Below are 17,657 nucleotides of genomic sequence, written 5' to 3' on the forward strand. Positions count from 1 at the left end.
CTAACTAATTCTCATCAAGGAAGTCGACGCACGATCTATCTCTTCGGCGTTCTTCATCATTTTGACTTGCATTTCGTATTGACGCTGAATGTCAATCATGGCGACCATTTCATGTACCGAGTTGACGTTACTGCCTTCAACGGCGCCGCTTTCAACTTCAACGTTGGGGTCGTTTGGGGCATTGCCGCCGGCCATAAGACGAAATAAACCGTCTTCACCGCGCATCATTTGATTGTTACCTGGGTTAACCAGTTTGATGCGAGCAACTTCTTCAATCACTTCTGCTGTCGCGCCTTGTGGCCTAACAGAGATAATACCGTTGGCGGCAATTTCGACTTTTTCAATTGGCAACGGTAATACGATTGGCCCAGCATCTCCCATCACGGGGCGATTACTGCTGTTAAGCAACAAACCTGTACTGTCAAATTTTAAGCTACCGGCACGGGTGTAGGCTTCAGAGCCATCAGCCGCTTGAACGGCTAACCAACCATCGCCTTTAACGGCAACATCTAAGTTACGGCCGGTTGTGACAATGGGGCCACTTTCAAAGTTAGTGCCTGGGCTTTCAATCATTGAGAAAACACGACTCGGCAGACCTTCACCAAACGCTTGCATAGCGCGAGCTTGCGTCATGTCAGCTTTAAAACCGTCAGTATTGGCGTTGGCAAGGTTGTTAGCACTGACCGCTAAGGCATTCATGCCTTGCTTAGCGCCAGTCATGGCAACATAAAGAAATTTGTCCATTTGCTGCTCCGTCAAACTTTCTACAAAAATAATATATGCAGAGATAAAGCAAACATCGTGCCAATGAGATTTATTTTGAGAGGAATATATTCAATATACTGAATATAAAAGAGTTAACGTAATTAAAAGATGTGATTAAGAGTCAAAAAAACAGCGGTGGGACGGTAAAATAAGTGGGAAAAACTTAAAATGGCAAGGTGTTGCCGACAACGGCAACACCTTGTGTGTTAATCAAAAATAGTGAGTAAAGATTAACGGATCTGTAATACTGTTTGGTTTAGGGTATTGTTCACTTCTAGGGTACGAGAGTTAGCCTGGAAGTTACGCTGAGCCGAGATTAAATCAACCAATTCGGTGGTTAAGTCTACGTTAGATTGCTCAAGTGCAGATGACTGAATACCACCAAAAGTACCGCTATTTGCTTCACCGGCTAACGCTTCACCTGAATCTAAACTGGCTTTCCATGAAGTATTACCCACCTGGGTTAACCCTTGCTCATTAGCAAAGCGCACTAACGCAACACGAGATAACGGTACGGTTGAACCGTTACTGTAACTGGCCGTGATTAGACCGTCTGAACCAATACCCACATTGGTTAAACGACCAACGGTAATACCATCCTGGCTTAATGCGGTGACTTCAAATGGTGAAGAATATTGGGTTGGGCTATCAAATCTGACTTCCAACGTTTGAGTGCCATCAGCACCTGGATCTAGCACACTTGCTCCTGCACTTCCTAACACTTCAGTTGTAATAGTAGCAGGGTCGCTCGCGGTATAAGCACCAACATCGTTAAACTTAAGCACAGCTCCATTCCATGTTGTGCCATCAATAGGGTTTGTTGCACTCGCGGTACTTGAACTATCCTTAGAACCATCACCAGTAGTATCTGTCTCATAAGTACCAGCAGTGGTTACATCAACAGGTTCACCATCTACCGCATAGAATGCCACCCAATTACTCTCGCCGCTATATGAACCACCCGTTGGCTTAACAAAATAGGTAGTCATAATATGTGACTCACCTAATGAGTCATAAATGGTCACTGACGTTGAGTTGTTGTAGGTGTCTGAGTTATCAGGATCGAATGCAGCAGGGTCTAACGCTTCTTCACCCACATTAAGGTTCATTTGCATCTCGACAACCCCAGTTTTAACCGGGCTACCTGCAGTATCAGGAATTTGGATTGGCTGGGTGGTGGTTAAACTTACTGAAGTTGAGTTACCTTCATCATCGACTGGGAAACCTTGTAAAAAGTTGCCTGCAGCATCAACCATATAGTTGTCTGAATCGACTTTGAATGCACCGGCGCGCGTGTAAGATAAATCTTGAGTGCCCACACCAGATGAGGTAACAAAAAAGCCGCCGCCGCTGATGGCCATATCCAATGAGTTACTGGTAAATTGCAAACTACCTTGGTGAAATTGCTGTGCAACTTGAGTGGTTGTTACCCCGCCGCCGACAGCCGTTTTGCTGTTAGAAAAAATAGAGTTGGCATACACATCGGCAAACTCCGCACGTGACTCTTTAAAGCCAACAGTATTAACGTTAGCAATGTTGTTTGCTGTTGTATTTAAGTCTTTTTGCGCGGCAGAGATACCACTCAGAGCAATGTTAAATGACATAATTCACCTCAAATGTTTAATTCAAAATCTACAGGCTGGTTCAGCATTCAGTAAATATTGTTAAGTTTCAGATACGGCAAGTACGTCAGTTAACTTAATACCGCCGACACCGCGCAAATTCAAAATGGCCCCTGTAGCTGTAGTGCCTAATGACACACTGCTAACATGAGCATAAGTAGATACCGCTAATTCCTGTGCTTCCCCGTCCACTTTTCCGCTGGCTTTAATTGAATACAAGCCTTCTTCAACAGGGGCACCATTTTTGTCTAAACCGTCCCACGACACATCGACGTTACCGCCGTCACTGCCGTCGACGCTAAAGGTTTTAATCACCTGACCTGATTGGTCTTCAACGCTAACAGTAATGGTGTCCATCGCCGATGGGGTACTGATAACACCGTTAATATTTGGGCTTTCAGTTGAAATGGCCCCGGTGTCTGATGGAACAAGTACTTTGCGACCCACTAAGCCCGATGCTTGTAACGCCTGGCTTGAACTCATTACCGTATTAAGGTTTAAAATCTCATCGTTAAGATTAGAGATACCATCTACGGTTGAAAACGATGCCATTTGGGCAATCATTTGATCGTTATCGACAGGTTCAAACGGGTCTTGCATTGATAACTGTTGACTGAGCAATGCGAAAAAATCTTCCTGCTTAAGCATTTGATCATTGGCTTCAGGCGTCGCGCTTTCTTCAGGTAGCCTAATCGAATCAAGAAACGGGTTACCTGTTGTTGTGGTCGTTGTGCTTTGCACCGAACTTTTTGTCACCGCACTGGTATTGGAAGTACTACTGGATGCTTGCGGTAAAGACTGACTGTAAGAATTAATTAGGCTCATAGCTGCCTCCTAGAAAAATCAAACTATTTACCCATATTCAATGTTTGTTGCAGCATGGATTTTGTCGCATCTGCTACTTGTACATTCATCTGGTAAGAGCGCGAAGCAGAAATCATGTCTGCCATTTCTTCCATCACATTAACGTTTGGCTTATAAATAAACCCGTCACCATCAGCCAGTGGGTGGCTTGGCGAATATTCTTTTACTAACGGTTTGTCGCTTTCAACAATTCCTTTTACTGACACCCCTGGTGATTGATTTTGTTGGCCGCTGGCTTTGGCCATTTCAGCTTCAAATACAGGATGTCGTGCACGATAGGTTTTATCGACACTACTCGAAACAGAGTCAGCATTGGCTATATTACTGGCGGTGGTGTTGAGCCTGACAGATTGCGCTGACATACCTGAACCAGAAACATTAAAAATATTGTATAAACTCATGATTAATCACCTCGCAATGCTTTACGCATGCCACTAAATTTACCTTCAAGAAAACCCAGTGACATTTGATATTCGAGCGCATTTTGCATAAATGCAGTCTGCTCTTTTTGCGTATCAACTGTGTTGCCATCGCCCGTGTCAGCTTGATTAGGCACGCGATATTGCACGTGCTGCTGCGTTAATGACGTTAAATCAAAGTGTTTTTCTGTGGTTTGACTCATGCCTAAGCCTTTTTGCTGAGACGTGGCAGCTTGCATAGCTGATGCAAAGTCGACGTCTCGCGCTTTATAGTGAGGAGTATTGGCATTGGCGATATTACTTGAAATCACTTCTGCTCTTTGCGCACGCACGCCCAAAGAATATTGGTGAACACCTAATGCATTATCGAAATTAATCGCCATAAAATTGCCTCCGTCAGCTAACTGATAGAATTAAAGCAAAGGTTATGCCAACAATTAAAATATTTGAACAAACGATATTAAAAACGAACATACCGACGAACGTCGGCATGGCAAAAATTATAAAGCATTAATTTAGCTAAACTTTTTTCTGGTAATAAATCCCAGGATTACAACGGACCATGTTGAATTCTTCGGTTAAGCCGGCAATAGATTCTGACGCACCTAAAAATAAAATCCCTTTAGGGTTAAGCGCGGCAGCAAATTGCCGCAAAATTTTTGCTTTTGCCTCTGGGGCAAAGTAAATCAGTACATTGCGGCAAAAAATAATGTCGTATTTACCTAATAAGCTATAACTTTCAAGGAGATTGTGCGCTCTAAAATTAACTAAACGCTTCACATTATCTTTTACTTTCATGTTGCCTGACGGTAAAGCATCAAAAAACTGACGCTTGCGTTCATCAGACAAACCACGCGCTAACGCTAAGCTGTCGTATTCCGCATTTTTACAGCGTTCGAGCATTGATGGCGATAAATCCGTTGCTTGAATCGATGCCCCGCCGCCTAATGCGCCAGGCTTACGCTGTTGATATTCTAAAACCGTCATTGCCAACGAATATGGCTCTTGCCCTGATGAGCAGGCAGCAGACCAAATTTTTAATGGCCGACCAAGTTTGCTGTATTCAGGTAATAGTGTGTTGTGTAATAACTCAAAAGGATAACGGTCACGAAACCATAAAGTCTCATTGGTGGTCATCGCATCAATAACTTCGGCACGTAATTGACGTTCAGTCGGCTTCATCGACTTTTTAACCACCTCTGATAATGACGGTAAGTTATGCTTACCCATCAAAGGAGCTAAACGGCTACGTACTAAATATTGTTTATTCTCGCCTAACACAATACCGCTATGCTGCTCTAAAAACAGCCTAAATTGATTGTACTCTGCTTCAGCAAGTGATTTATCTGTCACATTATCATCCTAAAATAAGTAAGCTTTTATACGCTTAACAACTCAAACCATTGTCATTATAAACTCAAATGTTTATTTACCGCTGCAGCTAATTCATCTGGATTGAATTTAGCGATAAAATCATTAGCACCTACTTTTTGAACCATTGCCTGGTTAAATACACCACTGAGCGATGTGTGCAGTACCACTTTGATATTTTTCAATTTAGGATCGTCGCGGATTTCAGCCGTTAAGGTATAACCGTCCATTTCTGGCATTTCGATATCAGAAATAATTAACGGGATTTCGTGCGACACGTCATCCATTTCGCTAGCAATACTCTTAAGCTTATCTAACGCTTCTTTTCCGTCTTTGGCGGTATCAATTTGTAGGTTTAATGATTCTAACGAGCGGATAATCTGTTTACGCGCCACCGCTGAGTCATCGATAACCATAATATGGTAATGCTGTTCTCTGTCGATAGTCAGTGTTTCATTGACTTCTTTACTGATGGTGGTTTTTACTGGAGAAATTTCATCAAGAATTTTCTCCACATCTAAAATCTCAACTAACTCGCCTTCAATTTCAGTTACTGCGGTTAAGTATGAATAACGACCCGCGCCCTGAGGTGGTGGCATAATCGCCGACCAATTCATGTTGATAATTCGTTCAACTGAACTGACCAAAAAACCTTGTACGCTGCGGTTATATTCAGAAATAATAATAAAGCAATTTTCGGTAGAAGTTAACGGACGGCCGCCCGTTGCTGCACTTAAATCAATCACTGAAATGGTTGCACCACGAATGTGAGCAATACCTTTAACAAATGGATTTAAATTAGGTAAGGTCGTTAATGGCGGACATTGCAGAACTTCTTTCACTTTAAACACGTTAATGCCAAAGCGTTGACGGCCACTAAGTCTAAATAGCAGTAGCTCTAATCTGTTTTGCCCAACAAGTTGGGTACGTTTATTTACTGATTCTAAAATGCTCGACATATCGCGGCCTTGTAGTTAACTGTCACCCTAAAGGATAATTTGTTATTAAAATTATAATAAGCTTAGTTGTTTATTTTGGCTCATTATAATTGATACTTGGTTAGTCACACACGTTACTGGCAACTAATACGTGTTAATCATTGTATGCACACCCAGGACGCCAATACCAATCCAGCAACTCAATCAAAAATAGGCATACAACTTGCTTTAAACTACTTAACAAGACAGTGCGGTACTTTTTTGACGGAGGGTAACATTAATGATTAGCCCTTATACCGACCCGTTTTCTGTCTATTCAATACGCCAATGTGGTTTGCGTATTTATGGTTTTTCAAAGTATAGGTGTATTCTGGCAAAACAAGCTAGTATCTTCATTATGAAAGTAATTTTTTTATGTTTTTTGTGCTCACTCTCGCTTTCTTTGCCCGCATTTGCCAGCGAAGAAGCTGTTGCTCCCTCATTATCGACCATTTATCAATTAGCTAAAGAGGCGGTTGAGGAAAAAATGGATGTAGACTCAAATGCTAAGGTCGACATTACCCCTCAAAACCTCGAAGGCCGCCTCACTCCGCCGCGCTGTTACCCGCCGATTTCAGTCGAATTAGCCAGCGACAGGGAAATAAGCCGAAATAACACCGTCAAAATAGGCTGTGAAACCCCCGATTACGATTATCCGTGGCAAATGTATTTGTCTGTACGAGTCAGCATTCAATACCCTGTGGTAGTGGCTACAGAGCTATTGTCACCGGATGAAATTATTGATTATCGACATTTAAGCATTGAGTATGTTGATCAATACAGTTTAAAGGGTCAGTTTTTTTCTGATGTAAAAGAATTAATAGGTTCGCGCGTTAAACGCAGAGTTGCAAAGGATTCGCCGCTTATTGGCAACAACCTGTGCTTTGTGTGTAAAGGCGACATGATTTCAATTTATGCCAAAACCCAAAGCATACAAATAAAAACCTTAGGTGAAGCGTTACGTGACGGCAATATTGGTGAATCAATCCGGGTTAAAAACAGTCAAAGTAACAAACAATTAGAAGCGATAGTAATTGCCGTTGGCGAAGTTGAAGTAAGAATGTAAAATAGTCTAAAGTTTTTTCCTAGAGCGCCGATAGCCTGTAAGGAAAACCTGATTCATTACGCTGGAGCCTCACATGGCAATTGATATTAAGCACAATACTGCGACCAATACACAGATGCGCACCGCACGTGAAATGCAGTCTACTTCGCAAACAGATACCGCTGCGCCGCAAAAGTCTGCTGCACCGGTTAAAAGTGATTCTGTTAGCATCACTTCGCAAGCTCAACAGTTGCAAGGTGCACAAACTAAAATGGCAGCATTGCCAGAAGTAGATCAAAAAAAGGTTGCTGAGATTAAACAAGCTATTTCAGAAGGTCGTTATAAAGTTGACCCAGAAAAGCTAGCTGCAAACATTGCGAGTTTTGAAGCTGAATTAAGCGGCTTGTCATTCGATAAAGAGTAGCAGTAACACGTTACTCTTTATGGTATTTTCAACGAATTCTTAGGTGCATAATTGCATCATAGGTAAGTGCTGTTCACGAAAATAAAAGAGTAATATATGACCGATTTAACTGTGCTACTTGATGCTCAGCATCAAACGCTGACTCAACTAAAACAACTTATCAGTGACGAAAAAAGTGCATTGCTAAAACAAGATGCAGACAAATTGCTGCAACTTGCCAAAGAAAAAATGCAGCGCATGAGTTTGCTCAAAGTCACTGATGAAAAGCTCGCAGCGCACCCTGAAAATGACAAGTTAACCACGCAGCCAGAATTGGCCGAAAAAGTGGCATCTGCTAAAGCAATATTGGTGGAGTGTAAAGACATCAACGCGCAAAACGCCAACCTCATTGAACACAATATCGCGACCATCAATCGCTTGTCTCAAGCACTGCAAGCTAGCCGAAACGCCACCAGCCTTACCTATAATGACAAAGGTAAAACCTCAACGATATCAACCTTAGGTAATGATTTCACAGCCTAGAACGCTTCGCTGCTAGAGACTATTAAATCAGATCTAGCACCTAGCAGATGATTTACTGCGCTAACATATCCTGTTTTAAGCTTTTTTGTGCTGGGTTATCACCTAACCAAATCTTTAATAACGCCTGACGGAAAGCCTCTCCCGCAATCTCACCTTGAACCTGATCATTCTTAATGCTGGTCACGCCTTTGCCTTTTTGAGTCACAAAAGTAAATTGATCGCCCTCAACAATTTCATCGGCAAATAATTGGGTAAAGTGTTGAATATCCATTTTAATCGAACCTGTATTGCTATCTGTTGCCGCGTCAAAGCCTTCTTCTATCGCATTGCGCATTTTATCTGAGGTGATCATCCCAGACGTAATGGTTAACTGAATCACTGCTATAGGTTGTTCAAGCACACTGTCTAACTGATCTGCTGCTGTTGGCAAATATAAACTGCCAACATATAGGTCCATAAAAAACTTACTGCGCACACCAGCACCATTAAGTACTAAAGCTTGTTCTGCAAACGTCGCTTGCTCAGCAACATCGACATCAGCAACCACTTTTGCCTGTGCAACAACCGGCAACATCACAGCAAAAACTAACCCAATTAATTGATTAAGTTTCATATATTCTCGTTATTGTTATGTATTTTATGCATTAGGTGTGAGAAAACAGCGCCATAAAGGCGCCCAAGCAGTAAAAATCTGTTAGCCACGCATACCCAATTTATATTGACCGTTTTGCTCAAACATCAGCGCTTGTTTGTGTTTAGGTGCCATTAAAATTGGACCGTCATCAAAAAACAAAAAGCACTTCCAGTTACGTACAAATACGTCCCAACGAGTTTCAATCACTTGGTATTTTTCATAGCAAAAATAAACGACTGCATCATCTGGCCATTGAATATGCTCAAGCATAGCTTCTGGCAAGGCGTTATCATTTGAATCCCACGCCGACTGCCAGTGTTCGGTTGCACTCCAGGCATCTTGCTTTGCTGGCCAATCACCTTTAGCAAATTGTTCAGCACGGCTGCTCTTATTGCTTATCCACTTATTCCAGACTTCCATGGCACTTTTATCAGCCAACGGCTTAATCAACGCCTTATCATCATCTGACACAGGCAAATCTTTATGGTTAAAAATCCACTTACGTTTATAATTCTCAAATGAAATATAAGTATGTCCCACGTGACCCCACTATTGAAATGTATAATTTATTCGCTAGTCATTATACGTTTTGACTGGTCACAAAGGAAATTATGGTTATCAATAACTACCAGCACTATATTGATTGCCTTTTTCAACCACCAAGTTGCTGCAAGTAACGTATTGCGGCTTGATTATTAACATCTAGGCTCAATACATTTTTAAAACATGCTTTAGCACTATCCATTTGATTCATTTGAACTAAAAAAATACCGAGCTTTAGCAATACTAAAATATCTTCAGGGTATTTATCTAAATAATCTAGGTAGATATGTAACGCTTTTTGTGGTTTGCCACTCAAATTTAACGCATGAGCATATTGAGGTAGGTATTCATCACTATAGTGAATAATTTCTGCAAGGTATGTCGTCGCGAGCCCAAGTTTATTGAGCTCCAAAGATAATTTTATAACCTGTTTTAACTCAGCCTCACGACAAAGTTCTACCGACAATTTTAATATAGTTTCAAGCGCCATTTGAGGATGTTTCTCTAACATTTGTTGGTAGCTTAAGGCTAGATGATAAAGTCGAGAAACCTCAGCACTAGTATCAATGAAAGGTAAAGTATATTCCACAATCTTAGAGATACCGAGTAGATGTCTATTATGGAGCAGAATTTGTAGTTTCTTAAAAGCATTATCCATTCTGGGTAGAACAGCATCGCTGGTCTCGTCTATAAAATGTTTAACAACAAATTGTTCGTAGAATGATGCTTGAGAAGTTTGAATTTTTTCCAGATCTGTCGCTGATAAACTCTCGTATTGCAAAGGGTGATTATGTTGCCAAATAACTGACCTCCCCCATTGCTTATCATTATTCCACTGATGACATAAGGCGTTGACATCACTTATAGCTTGGTATTCGTTTATTCGACAGTTAATACGTTTTATAGATGAAGTGATTAGTTCGGATAGCTCAGTCGATATGGTCTCCAATGCTTGGTAGTAGATGCGAGTTTGGTCTATCACATCTTGTTGTGACCATTCGTCTTTTTTCTTTGTCGACAAAAAATGAGAAAACTCATAGTAACCGTAAAATTTAATAAGATGGACTAATGAAGTAAATTTTTTATTTATTTTTTGTTCTACCTTATCAATTTTATCTGCCAAAGCAGGAATGAATTGAGGTTTTTTTTGGCTTTTTTCAATTTTAGTATTCAGTACCAATGCTTCAGATATTAAGATCTTAAGCCGTTGAAGTTTATCCAGAGTTTTTGTGAGGTTATTCAATGTATCAATTAGATAGCCAGTTCTTTGTTGCGTAGAGAGTTGATAAGTTTCAGGCCTTAGCATTTGACGGTTTTTATGGGTAATGGAATCAAGCTGCACATCCTGACATGCTCGATACTCCACACCGTTTACTTTAGCAGCATCTTTGGACAAGTTAATATAAATCGTGCTTGTTTGATGCATAATCGAGGTCTGTAATGATTCTATTGCATGTAATAATTGAATCGGGGTCTCTGCCATTTCACCGGAATAAGTCTCCACCCATTCTAACATAACACCGATATCGGGCCCTAAACTTGCGCCAAAGGTTCCCTGTGTGTGTGTAACTCCTTTTTGGGAATGACAAAAATCGACACCGCATAGCAAGACTTGCTTAAATCCCATTTCTGTTGCAATTTCAATAGCACTATTTGTCACTGTTGGGCCGACTGACTTTATATTGTCATGGTCAGTATCGTTGTCCCAAGGCCAACGCGAACCAGTATACAGTGCAGAGCCTCTCCATTGCCCCATAATTTGCGGGGCAACATGATAGGAGTTAATCAATAAAGCATTATGCTCTAACTCCATAAACTCTTTATTAACATCAAAACTGTGAGATAGTGGATCAACTGATACTACTATATCCACTTTAATATTAAGTTTAGCAAGCTTCCCCATTATCCTAGATACAGCAATGACAATTAATCGTTCAGTATTCGCTTTAATCCATTCAATAGAATCATCTAGAGATGGCCCTCCTCCTAATATAATGCAGCTTTTACCAACAAATTGTTGCTTTAAAATAGAGGCTGGCAATAGGTTCTCTGCTAGGTTTTGTAACTGAGCCTTAACGAAAATCTTTTGATTAAAACCAACACGTTTTTCAAAATACTCATGTTCTAGCGTCTTTTCAACTTGAGCATTAAGCTTGCAATAGGACTCAAGATGGTTCTCGGCTACAGCGATGGAACGATGAATTCTAAATTTCTGCTTAACAATATATAAATTGTTTTCATTTTCTTTGATAAGAGCAGAAAATTTTTCTGGTGAAGAAATGATCAAGTCATTGTGTAAAGCTTTAGGGATATCGATTGTCAATAAAGCTAAAATGTCAGGTAATTCAACAAAGATATATTTACTCCCCCTTGCCAGCGGACGATCCATCAAGTAATTAGTTAACAGGCCAGAATCCATACCAATGATGACATGTAATGTATCATCTGTGTTAAAGGCATTTTTAAACCTTTCATCGTACAATGAGACTGAGTCAACTTTTTCAAAGGTCTTTCTATTAACACTTGGTAAGTATCCTTCTCCGAACTGACTAATAGCAAATATGTTAGTTATTTCTGATGGTGTATTAAGCATGTAGCCCTCTGCGGTTGATTGTACATAAATAATGTCAATTAATTGTCATTAAACTTCGACTCACTCAATCAAATCAACAAATTTAATCCTAAACCCATCTGCTAATAGCAAAATCAATGCCGTTTTTAAATTATATTTGCTTTTGGCAGTAGTTTTTTCACAAGGATAGGAAATCACGATATTTAATCTAATATACAGCTAAAAAAAAGCAAAAAGATTAGACAATAAGAATTAAGTTATTAAGATAATAGTATTTATATAGTTTCCCTCGCAAATACACTAACATATGTATCTTCAGGGCAAGATGAAAAACGTTTTTTGAACCCTTTTTAGTATGTTTTTACAACTACATTTGTTCAGTAAGTTTTCGCTTATAATCGACTGGAAGTAAATCAGTATTACAATAATTCATAGCGAACAAAAAACACACTCATGCGGTTCCCCTGTAAGTATGTGGTCATGAGTGGTTTCGTGCTCAAATCTATTTATGGAACGTAAATTGCTTAACTCTTGTAACTATTTTTTAAATTATCAAAAGATTGCCTTTAACCAGCTTAAAGCCGAAATAAAAACAAAGCTGGACTGCTAAGACACTAATTGGGAGAGTACATGTTTGACAATAAATCGATTATAATAACTGGCGGTACAGGTTCATTTGGTCAGAAATATACTAAGACTATTTTAGAGCGATACAACCCCAAAAGATTGATTATTTTATCTCGCGATGAACTCAAGCAGTATGAAATGCAGCAAATCTATAATGCACCGTGTATGAGATATTTTCTTGGTGATGTCCGTGATGGCGATCGTATGATGCAGGCATTTAAGGAAGTGGATTATGTTATTCACGCTGCGGCAATAAAGCATGTCCCAGCAGCGGAATATAATCCGATGGAATGCATCAAAACCAATATTCATGGTGCTGAAAATGTCATCAAAGCGGCAATTGCGAATAAGGTCAAAAAAGTTATAGCACTTTCTACCGATAAAGCCGCAAATCCAATCAATCTTTACGGTGCAACTAAATTAGTTTCCGATAAGTTGTTTGTTGCAGGTAATAATATTGTAGGCGAAGGCGATACACGATTTTCAGCGGTAAGATACGGTAATGTTGTTGGCTCTCGCGGCTCAGTAGTGCCTTTTTTCCAGCAGCTATTTAGTAATGGTGCAACAGCACTGCCTATAACTCATCCAGACATGACACGTTTTTGGATAACATTGCAAGACGGTGTTGATTTTGTACTCAAAAATTTCGAGCGTATGCAAGGCGGAGAAATCTTCGTACCTAAAATACCATCGGTGCGTATTACTGATTTAGCTGAAGCTTACGGTCCTGGCCTTAAACACGATATTGTCGGTATTCGCCCTGGTGAAAAAATGCATGAAATTATGTGCCCTGCTGATGATTCACATCACACCATCGAATTTGATGATCACTTTGTGATAACCCCAAGTATTTCCTTCTTTGGTCGTGAGCATGATTACTCTATCAGTCAACTCGGTGAAAAAGGAGCTTTAGTTAAACCGGGGTTTGAATATCATTCTGGTAACAATCACCACTTTTTATCTACCGCTGAAATAAAAGATTTGGATGAGGAGAGTGTTTAATGATCCCATACGGACGGCAAGATTTAAATACGGCAGATATCGAAGCTGTCGTTAGCGTCTTAAAAAGTGATAATTTAACCCAAGGGCCCCAAGTCCCTCTGTTTGAAGCTAATATTTGTCGCGAAACACAAGCTAATTTTGCCGTAGCAGGAAATAGCGCAACATCGATGCTGCACGCTGCCTGTCTAGCATTGGGGGTTAGCAAAGGAGATATTGTTTGGACAAGCCCGATCACTTTTGTTGCCTCCGCCAATTGTGCACTCTATTGCGGTGCAGAAGTTGATTTTGTTGATGTTGATCCGTCAACAGCCAATATGTGTCCCCTTGCATTAGAGAGAAAACTTATTCAGGCCAATAGGTTAGGAATATTACCTAAGGTTATTATTCCTGTGCACATGGCTGGCCACAGTTGTGATATGCAAGCGATATCTAAGCTAGTAAAGCCTTATGGGATAAAAATCATTGAAGATGCCGCGCATGCTATTGGTGGACGCTATGCTGATATGCCTATTGGTAGTTGTCAATTTAGTGATATTACCGTTTTCAGTTTTCATCCTGTTAAAATCATCACCACTGCTGAAGGAGGCGTTGCAACAACAAATTGTCTGCGACTTTCTCAAGCAATGCAATCGTACCGCAGCCATGGCATAACTAAATCCGCAAATGAGATGCTAAGACCTGATGAAGGTGATTGGTACTATGAGCAACATAACCTTGGGTTCAATTATCGGATGACAGATTTACAAGCCGGATTAGGTAATAGTCAAATTACACGCTTGAGTGAGTTTGTTGCTAAGCGTAATAAATTGGCTAAACGTTATCAGTTGCTGCTTCATAAGCTGAATATTAAGTTCATTAATCCGATTGAGCATTGTCACAGCGCATATCATCTGTTTATTGTGCACTTGCCTGCGGATATTGACCGCAAGTCTGTATTCAATTTAATGCGTTTAGCCGGAATTGGTGTACACGTGCATTATTTCCCTGTTTACCTTCAGCCTTTCTATCTACAAAAAAGCTTCTTGCCTGGTCATTGCCCTGGAGCGGAAGCTTATTATAGTCACTGTTTAACGTTGCCGCTTTACACTGAGCTAACAGAAAGTGAACAGGATTTTATTGTCACTAATCTTACTAAAATATTAGGCTCTTAAGAATGAAAATGGCACTAAAACCGTGCTGATTAAGTTGTAGGTACAAAGTCATCTTGTTCGAAAACTAATCTCACTAAAAGTTCTTATATAGATATTTTAAGTTTAGCTTCCCGGAATTTTTCAAGATAGTTGTCGCCTTAATTATTTTGTAAATAAACAGGCTGCGGTAAGTTAAAGCAAGTGAATTATCAAAGACATTCAGTTCAATTTAAAGAAGCTATATGTACTGGTCAAGCCAAACTGGACACTTTTAATTGAGAATTTTCAAACTCTACAGGTGACAGATCACCATTAGCAGAATGAAGTCGCTCCAAGTTGTAATATTTCATGTAAGCCGTCACATCTTGCTTCATAAACTCCCTTGTTGGTTGAGCAACTTTAAAAATCCAATCGTGTTTCAAATTACCAAAGAAACGTTCAACGACGGCATTATCCCAACACGCACCCACATCCCCCATACTGGCTCGGACACCATAGTTCGATAGCAGCTTACCGCAATAGACTATCAAAAAGATTTAGAGATTTTGTAAGTACATGAGTAAAAAATAATATTATCCTAGAATCAGTTTACCTTGAGCCTTTATATCTGAAAAAGGCTTTCTTCCGGGCTATTCTGGAACAGAACCTTATTACAGTCATAGTCATTATTTTGTAACCCTCCCTTAACAGAGAATGTGCAGAATTTTATTGTTGCCACGTTCATTCAAAATCTAAATAAGGATCGATGATTTGAGGGTGCCAATTTTGAGACAGTTTTGTCATTCTTTCTCTAGTCGGCGCATAAATTGGTACAATATAGACAATATTAACCACCAATTCTAATCCAGTGCTAGATAAAATCTCTTGTCCCGCAAAAGTGTGACCTGCAAGCTCATAATCATAAAGCATTATTTTTTGATTCTCTATTGCCGTAAGTATTGAAGGATACGATTGAATTAATAAATAAAAATCTCCACCGATGCCCCACAACCCGACTTTTTCTTGCTGCGTTAGTTTCTGCTGGATCCGATTAAATAGAGCACCCAAGTAACCATTATACTGAGAGAAACGCTGCTCAACAGCAAGCTTAGCGGAGTGTTTTATAACGCTATGATGACTTATTTGCACCGTGGTCACTTTTTTTAATAGCAACAATAATCTGGGAATGTCACCTGTGGTTAGCTGCTGTTGATTGATAATTTTCAAACCCGCTTTTTCAGCAATTAACTTGAGAGAGTCTTTGGTGTAATAATGAATATGTTGGCAATGAACAATATTGGTCACACCCAAGTTATCTGTAAAAGCATCTGGACTGCAATCTGGCACTTCGATGAAAATAATACCGTCCTCAACTAGACATTCGCTCATTTGCGTTAAATAACGCACCGGTTCGACTATGTGCTCAAGAACATGTGTGCTGATTGCGATATTGATTGGATATTTAGCAAAATGAGGTAGGATTGTATCCAGTTGATTTAAGTTAGCAGTAATATGTTCGACTGTATTCGATTGTATGTGGTCGTGAAAATCTACACTAGAAAGCTTGATTGAAAACTCTTTAAATTGACTATCAATATGCTTCAGCGTCGCACCACCACCCGCGCCAAAGTCAACAATATGCGCGCCCATTTTTATATAGGATGCGAAAAAAGCTGACATCTCCTCATAAGGAGACTTCTCTCCTTCAGGAGTATCACACCACATATCAGGCTCTAGCGCATTGGAAAAATAAAGTGCACCAAATATTGCATCAGTATAAGGGATGGTTACTTGAACATGGCTACAATGCTGGCACTGTCCGATAGGGAAACGGAGCACTTGCCTTTTGAGTTCTTTAGCCTGCTTATCCCAAATGCCGGAGGTAAGTGTATCTATGTGCTGCCATGCTGTATGACCGCATACTTCACATGATGTTTGCGTCGCAACTATCGTGCTCATCTTAGTCATTCCCGGTATAAAAAGGGTCTAAAACATTATGCCAATCTTGGCTAAGTGCTCGCATCTTTATCCTTGTTTCTGCAAGTTGAGGACTCATAAAAACGGTATACTTAGCCGAAGGGATTTGGCTACTGCATAAGATGGGGTGCTGCTGGAGTATTCTGTCTTTTAGTGCGTAATCAAACAGCACAATATTGCCTTGCTTAATCGAGTCATTTATATCAGCATGCTCAGTCATCAGGTTATAAAAATCAGCCCCTACTCCCCAAATACCAACCTTACCATCTCGGCTTATACTCTCACGTAATGCATCGGCTAGATTAGCCCGTAATTGACGACATTGTGCTTGATAATGTTTGATCACATTCGCGGCATCAAATAAAGAAGATGATGGATGAGATTGGACTATTTCATTTGGGGTTAGTAATACCTGTAATCTGGGTATATAGCCTGTTGTTATACGACTAATTTTGACCACTTTAAATCCAGCTCGTTTCGCTGTAAAAGTTATAGAGTCTGCCGTATAGTAATGGATATGCTGTAAATTAACTAAATTACTCATACCAATGGATTGAAGGATATGGCATTGTGAAAAGTCAGGAACTTCAATAAACACCACCCCACTTGGGCTCAATTGTCGTTTGATATGCTGTAAAAAGTTAACTGGATTAATTACATGCTCTAATACATGCGAAGCCATCGCTAAATCAATCCCCTCTGGCCAATGTTGGTTAGGCAACTGATCGAGATTATTTAAATCGAACGAGAGATAGTAAATATTATCTTCAGAAAAACGGTCATTAAAATCGATACCGACTAACTTACTGTCTGGCAGTCGTTTATTGGCAGCTGCTAATAGTTTCCCTTCGCCACAACCAAAATCGACGACAGTCTTAGGTGTCGAATCATTTAATGCAAAGTCTATCATCTCTTCATATGGACTATTATCACCCACTAGAGTTTCATGCCACATGACGGCTTCTTGGGTAGAGTGAAAATACAACTTTTCAAATAAAGCTGGTGTATATTCATGACTAATCTGCACGTGTCCACAATGTTTACATTTAGATAAAGGATAAACTGAGTTTTGACGGGAAAGTATTGTGCTACTTTCCTCCCATATCCCAAATGAAATATCTGAAAATATTTGCCATTGCTGACGGTTACAAAGCTGACATGAAGCTATAGCCATAGGTGAAGTC

17 protein-coding genes and 1 pseudogene are annotated in these 17,657 nt (G+C 40.0%); 5 read left to right on the forward strand and 13 right to left on the reverse strand.

Features of this window, described 5'->3' with window-relative positions:
- From flgF to IEY42_RS01640, 7 genes are all read right to left on the reverse strand, one after another.
- Positions 1-744 carry a flagellar basal-body rod protein FlgF gene (gene flgF / locus IEY42_RS01610; protein ID WP_188917902.1) on the reverse strand — a complete coding sequence of 248 codons (744 nt, stop codon included), beginning with the start codon at positions 742-744 and terminating at the stop codon, positions 1-3.
- 251 nt (positions 745-995) lie between these two features.
- Positions 996-2,369 (reverse strand): flagellar hook protein FlgE, encoded by a 1,374-nt coding sequence (gene flgE / locus IEY42_RS01615; RefSeq protein ID WP_188923630.1) that lies wholly within the window; start codon positions 2,367-2,369, stop codon positions 996-998.
- A 60-nt stretch (positions 2,370-2,429) separates the two neighbouring features.
- Positions 2,430-3,212, reverse strand: a complete 783-nt coding sequence (flgD, locus tag IEY42_RS01620; protein WP_188923631.1) for a flagellar hook assembly protein FlgD — start codon at positions 3,210-3,212, stop codon at positions 2,430-2,432.
- 23 nt (positions 3,213-3,235) lie between these two features.
- On the reverse strand, positions 3,236-3,652 hold the full coding sequence (flgC, locus tag IEY42_RS01625; protein ID WP_188923632.1) for a flagellar basal body rod protein FlgC: 417 nt from the start codon (positions 3,650-3,652) through the stop codon (positions 3,236-3,238).
- 2 nt (positions 3,653-3,654) lie between these two features.
- Positions 3,655-4,053, reverse strand: coding sequence for a flagellar basal body rod protein FlgB (gene flgB, locus IEY42_RS01630; protein WP_188923633.1), 399 nt, complete (start codon positions 4,051-4,053; stop codon positions 3,655-3,657).
- Positions 4,054-4,189: 136 nt separating this feature from the next.
- Positions 4,190-5,023, reverse strand: a complete 834-nt coding sequence (locus IEY42_RS01635) for a CheR family methyltransferase (protein WP_188917892.1) — start codon at positions 5,021-5,023, stop codon at positions 4,190-4,192.
- Positions 5,024-5,079: 56 nt separating this feature from the next.
- Complete coding sequence (locus IEY42_RS01640; protein ID WP_188923634.1) at positions 5,080-6,000, reverse strand: chemotaxis protein CheV; 921 nt, start codon at positions 5,998-6,000, stop codon at positions 5,080-5,082.
- 376 nt (positions 6,001-6,376) lie between these two features.
- Between IEY42_RS01640 and flgA the strand changes: the two genes are divergently transcribed.
- The 3 genes from flgA to IEY42_RS01655 all read left to right on the forward strand — a co-directional run bounded on the left by flgA (position 6,377) and on the right by IEY42_RS01655 (position 8,009).
- The gene (flgA, locus tag IEY42_RS01645; RefSeq protein WP_188923635.1) at positions 6,377-7,084 is read left to right on the forward strand and encodes a flagellar basal body P-ring formation chaperone FlgA; all 708 of its coding nucleotides are present in this window, start codon (positions 6,377-6,379) and stop codon (positions 7,082-7,084) included.
- Positions 7,085-7,157: 73 nt separating this feature from the next.
- Entirely contained in the window at positions 7,158-7,487 is a 330-nt protein-coding gene (gene flgM, locus IEY42_RS01650; RefSeq protein WP_188923636.1) for a flagellar biosynthesis anti-sigma factor FlgM, read from the forward strand.
- 96 nt (positions 7,488-7,583) lie between these two features.
- Positions 7,584-8,009 carry a flagella synthesis protein FlgN gene (locus IEY42_RS01655; protein ID WP_188923637.1) on the forward strand — a complete coding sequence of 142 codons (426 nt, stop codon included), beginning with the start codon at positions 7,584-7,586 and terminating at the stop codon, positions 8,007-8,009.
- A gap of 52 nt (positions 8,010-8,061) precedes the next feature.
- Here the strand turns inward: IEY42_RS01655 and IEY42_RS01660 are convergent, their stop codons facing one another.
- The 3 genes from IEY42_RS01660 to IEY42_RS01670 all read right to left on the reverse strand — a co-directional run bounded on the left by IEY42_RS01660 (position 8,062) and on the right by IEY42_RS01670 (position 11,779).
- Positions 8,062-8,622 (reverse strand): chalcone isomerase family protein, encoded by a 561-nt coding sequence (locus tag IEY42_RS01660; RefSeq protein ID WP_188923638.1) that lies wholly within the window; start codon positions 8,620-8,622, stop codon positions 8,062-8,064.
- A gap of 81 nt (positions 8,623-8,703) precedes the next feature.
- The gene (locus IEY42_RS01665) at positions 8,704-9,183 is read right to left on the reverse strand and encodes a DUF2947 domain-containing protein (RefSeq protein ID WP_188923639.1); all 480 of its coding nucleotides are present in this window, start codon (positions 9,181-9,183) and stop codon (positions 8,704-8,706) included.
- A 112-nt stretch (positions 9,184-9,295) separates the two neighbouring features.
- Entirely contained in the window at positions 9,296-11,779 is a 2,484-nt protein-coding gene (locus IEY42_RS01670) for a 6-hydroxymethylpterin diphosphokinase MptE-like protein (protein WP_188923640.1), read from the reverse strand.
- Between the two features lie 609 nt (positions 11,780-12,388).
- Here IEY42_RS01670 and pseB point away from each other — a divergent pair.
- Together pseB and pseC are read left to right on the forward strand one after the other, a co-directional pair.
- Entirely contained in the window at positions 12,389-13,387 is a 999-nt protein-coding gene (gene pseB, locus IEY42_RS01675; protein ID WP_188923641.1) for a UDP-N-acetylglucosamine 4,6-dehydratase (inverting), read from the forward strand.
- A complete protein-coding gene (gene pseC, locus IEY42_RS01680; protein ID WP_188923642.1) occupies positions 13,387-14,538 on the forward strand; it encodes a UDP-4-amino-4,6-dideoxy-N-acetyl-beta-L-altrosamine transaminase in 1,152 nt (383 codons plus the stop codon). The genes pseB and pseC overlap by 1 nt, the downstream gene beginning before the upstream one ends.
- 230 nt (positions 14,539-14,768) lie before the next feature.
- On the opposite strand, the pseudogene IEY42_RS01685 reads toward pseC, so the two are convergent.
- From IEY42_RS01685 to IEY42_RS01695, 3 genes and pseudogenes are all read right to left on the reverse strand, one after another.
- Positions 14,769-15,032 (reverse strand): annotated as a pseudogene (locus IEY42_RS01685) (integrase core domain-containing protein); the annotation flags it as partial.
- A gap of 205 nt (positions 15,033-15,237) precedes the next feature.
- Positions 15,238-16,455 (reverse strand): class I SAM-dependent methyltransferase, encoded by a 1,218-nt coding sequence (locus IEY42_RS01690; RefSeq protein ID WP_188923643.1) that lies wholly within the window; start codon positions 16,453-16,455, stop codon positions 15,238-15,240.
- 1 nt (position 16,456) lies between these two features.
- On the reverse strand, positions 16,457-17,647 hold the full coding sequence (locus IEY42_RS01695; protein WP_188923644.1) for a class I SAM-dependent methyltransferase: 1,191 nt from the start codon (positions 17,645-17,647) through the stop codon (positions 16,457-16,459).
- Between the last annotated feature and the right edge of the window lie 10 nt (positions 17,648-17,657).

Source organism: Shewanella algicola (genome assembly GCF_014648035.1).
Classification (GTDB): Bacteria; Pseudomonadota; Gammaproteobacteria; order Enterobacterales; family Shewanellaceae; genus Shewanella; species Shewanella algicola.

Excerpts from the sequence above, each read along its gene's own strand:
- flgF (WP_188917902.1), bottom strand. The coding sequence starts at position 744 with ATGGACAAATTTCTTTATGTTGCCATGACTGGCGCTAAGCAAGGCATG.
- flgE (WP_188923630.1), bottom strand. The coding sequence starts at position 2,369 with ATGTCATTTAACATTGCTCTGAGTGGTATCTCTGCCGCGCAAAAAGAC.
- flgD (WP_188923631.1), bottom strand. The coding sequence starts at position 3,212 with ATGAGCCTAATTAATTCTTACAGTCAGTCTTTACCGCAAGCATCCAGT.
- flgC (WP_188923632.1), bottom strand. The coding sequence starts at position 3,652 with ATGAGTTTATACAATATTTTTAATGTTTCTGGTTCAGGTATGTCAGCG.
- flgB (WP_188923633.1), bottom strand. The coding sequence starts at position 4,053 with ATGGCGATTAATTTCGATAATGCATTAGGTGTTCACCAATATTCTTTG.
- IEY42_RS01640 (WP_188923634.1), bottom strand. The coding sequence starts at position 6,000 with ATGTCGAGCATTTTAGAATCAGTAAATAAACGTACCCAACTTGTTGGG.
- flgA (WP_188923635.1), top strand. The coding sequence starts at position 6,377 with ATGAAAGTAATTTTTTTATGTTTTTTGTGCTCACTCTCGCTTTCTTTG.
- flgM (WP_188923636.1), top strand. The coding sequence starts at position 7,158 with ATGGCAATTGATATTAAGCACAATACTGCGACCAATACACAGATGCGC.
- IEY42_RS01655 (WP_188923637.1), top strand. The coding sequence starts at position 7,584 with ATGACCGATTTAACTGTGCTACTTGATGCTCAGCATCAAACGCTGACT.
- IEY42_RS01660 (WP_188923638.1), bottom strand. The coding sequence starts at position 8,622 with ATGAAACTTAATCAATTAATTGGGTTAGTTTTTGCTGTGATGTTGCCG.
- IEY42_RS01670 (WP_188923640.1), bottom strand. The coding sequence starts at position 11,779 with ATGCTTAATACACCATCAGAAATAACTAACATATTTGCTATTAGTCAG.
- pseB (WP_188923641.1), top strand. The coding sequence starts at position 12,389 with ATGTTTGACAATAAATCGATTATAATAACTGGCGGTACAGGTTCATTT.
- pseC (WP_188923642.1), top strand. The coding sequence starts at position 13,387 with ATGATCCCATACGGACGGCAAGATTTAAATACGGCAGATATCGAAGCT.
- IEY42_RS01690 (WP_188923643.1), bottom strand. The coding sequence starts at position 16,455 with ATGAGCACGATAGTTGCGACGCAAACATCATGTGAAGTATGCGGTCAT.
- IEY42_RS01695 (WP_188923644.1), bottom strand. The coding sequence starts at position 17,647 with ATGGCTATAGCTTCATGTCAGCTTTGTAACCGTCAGCAATGGCAAATA.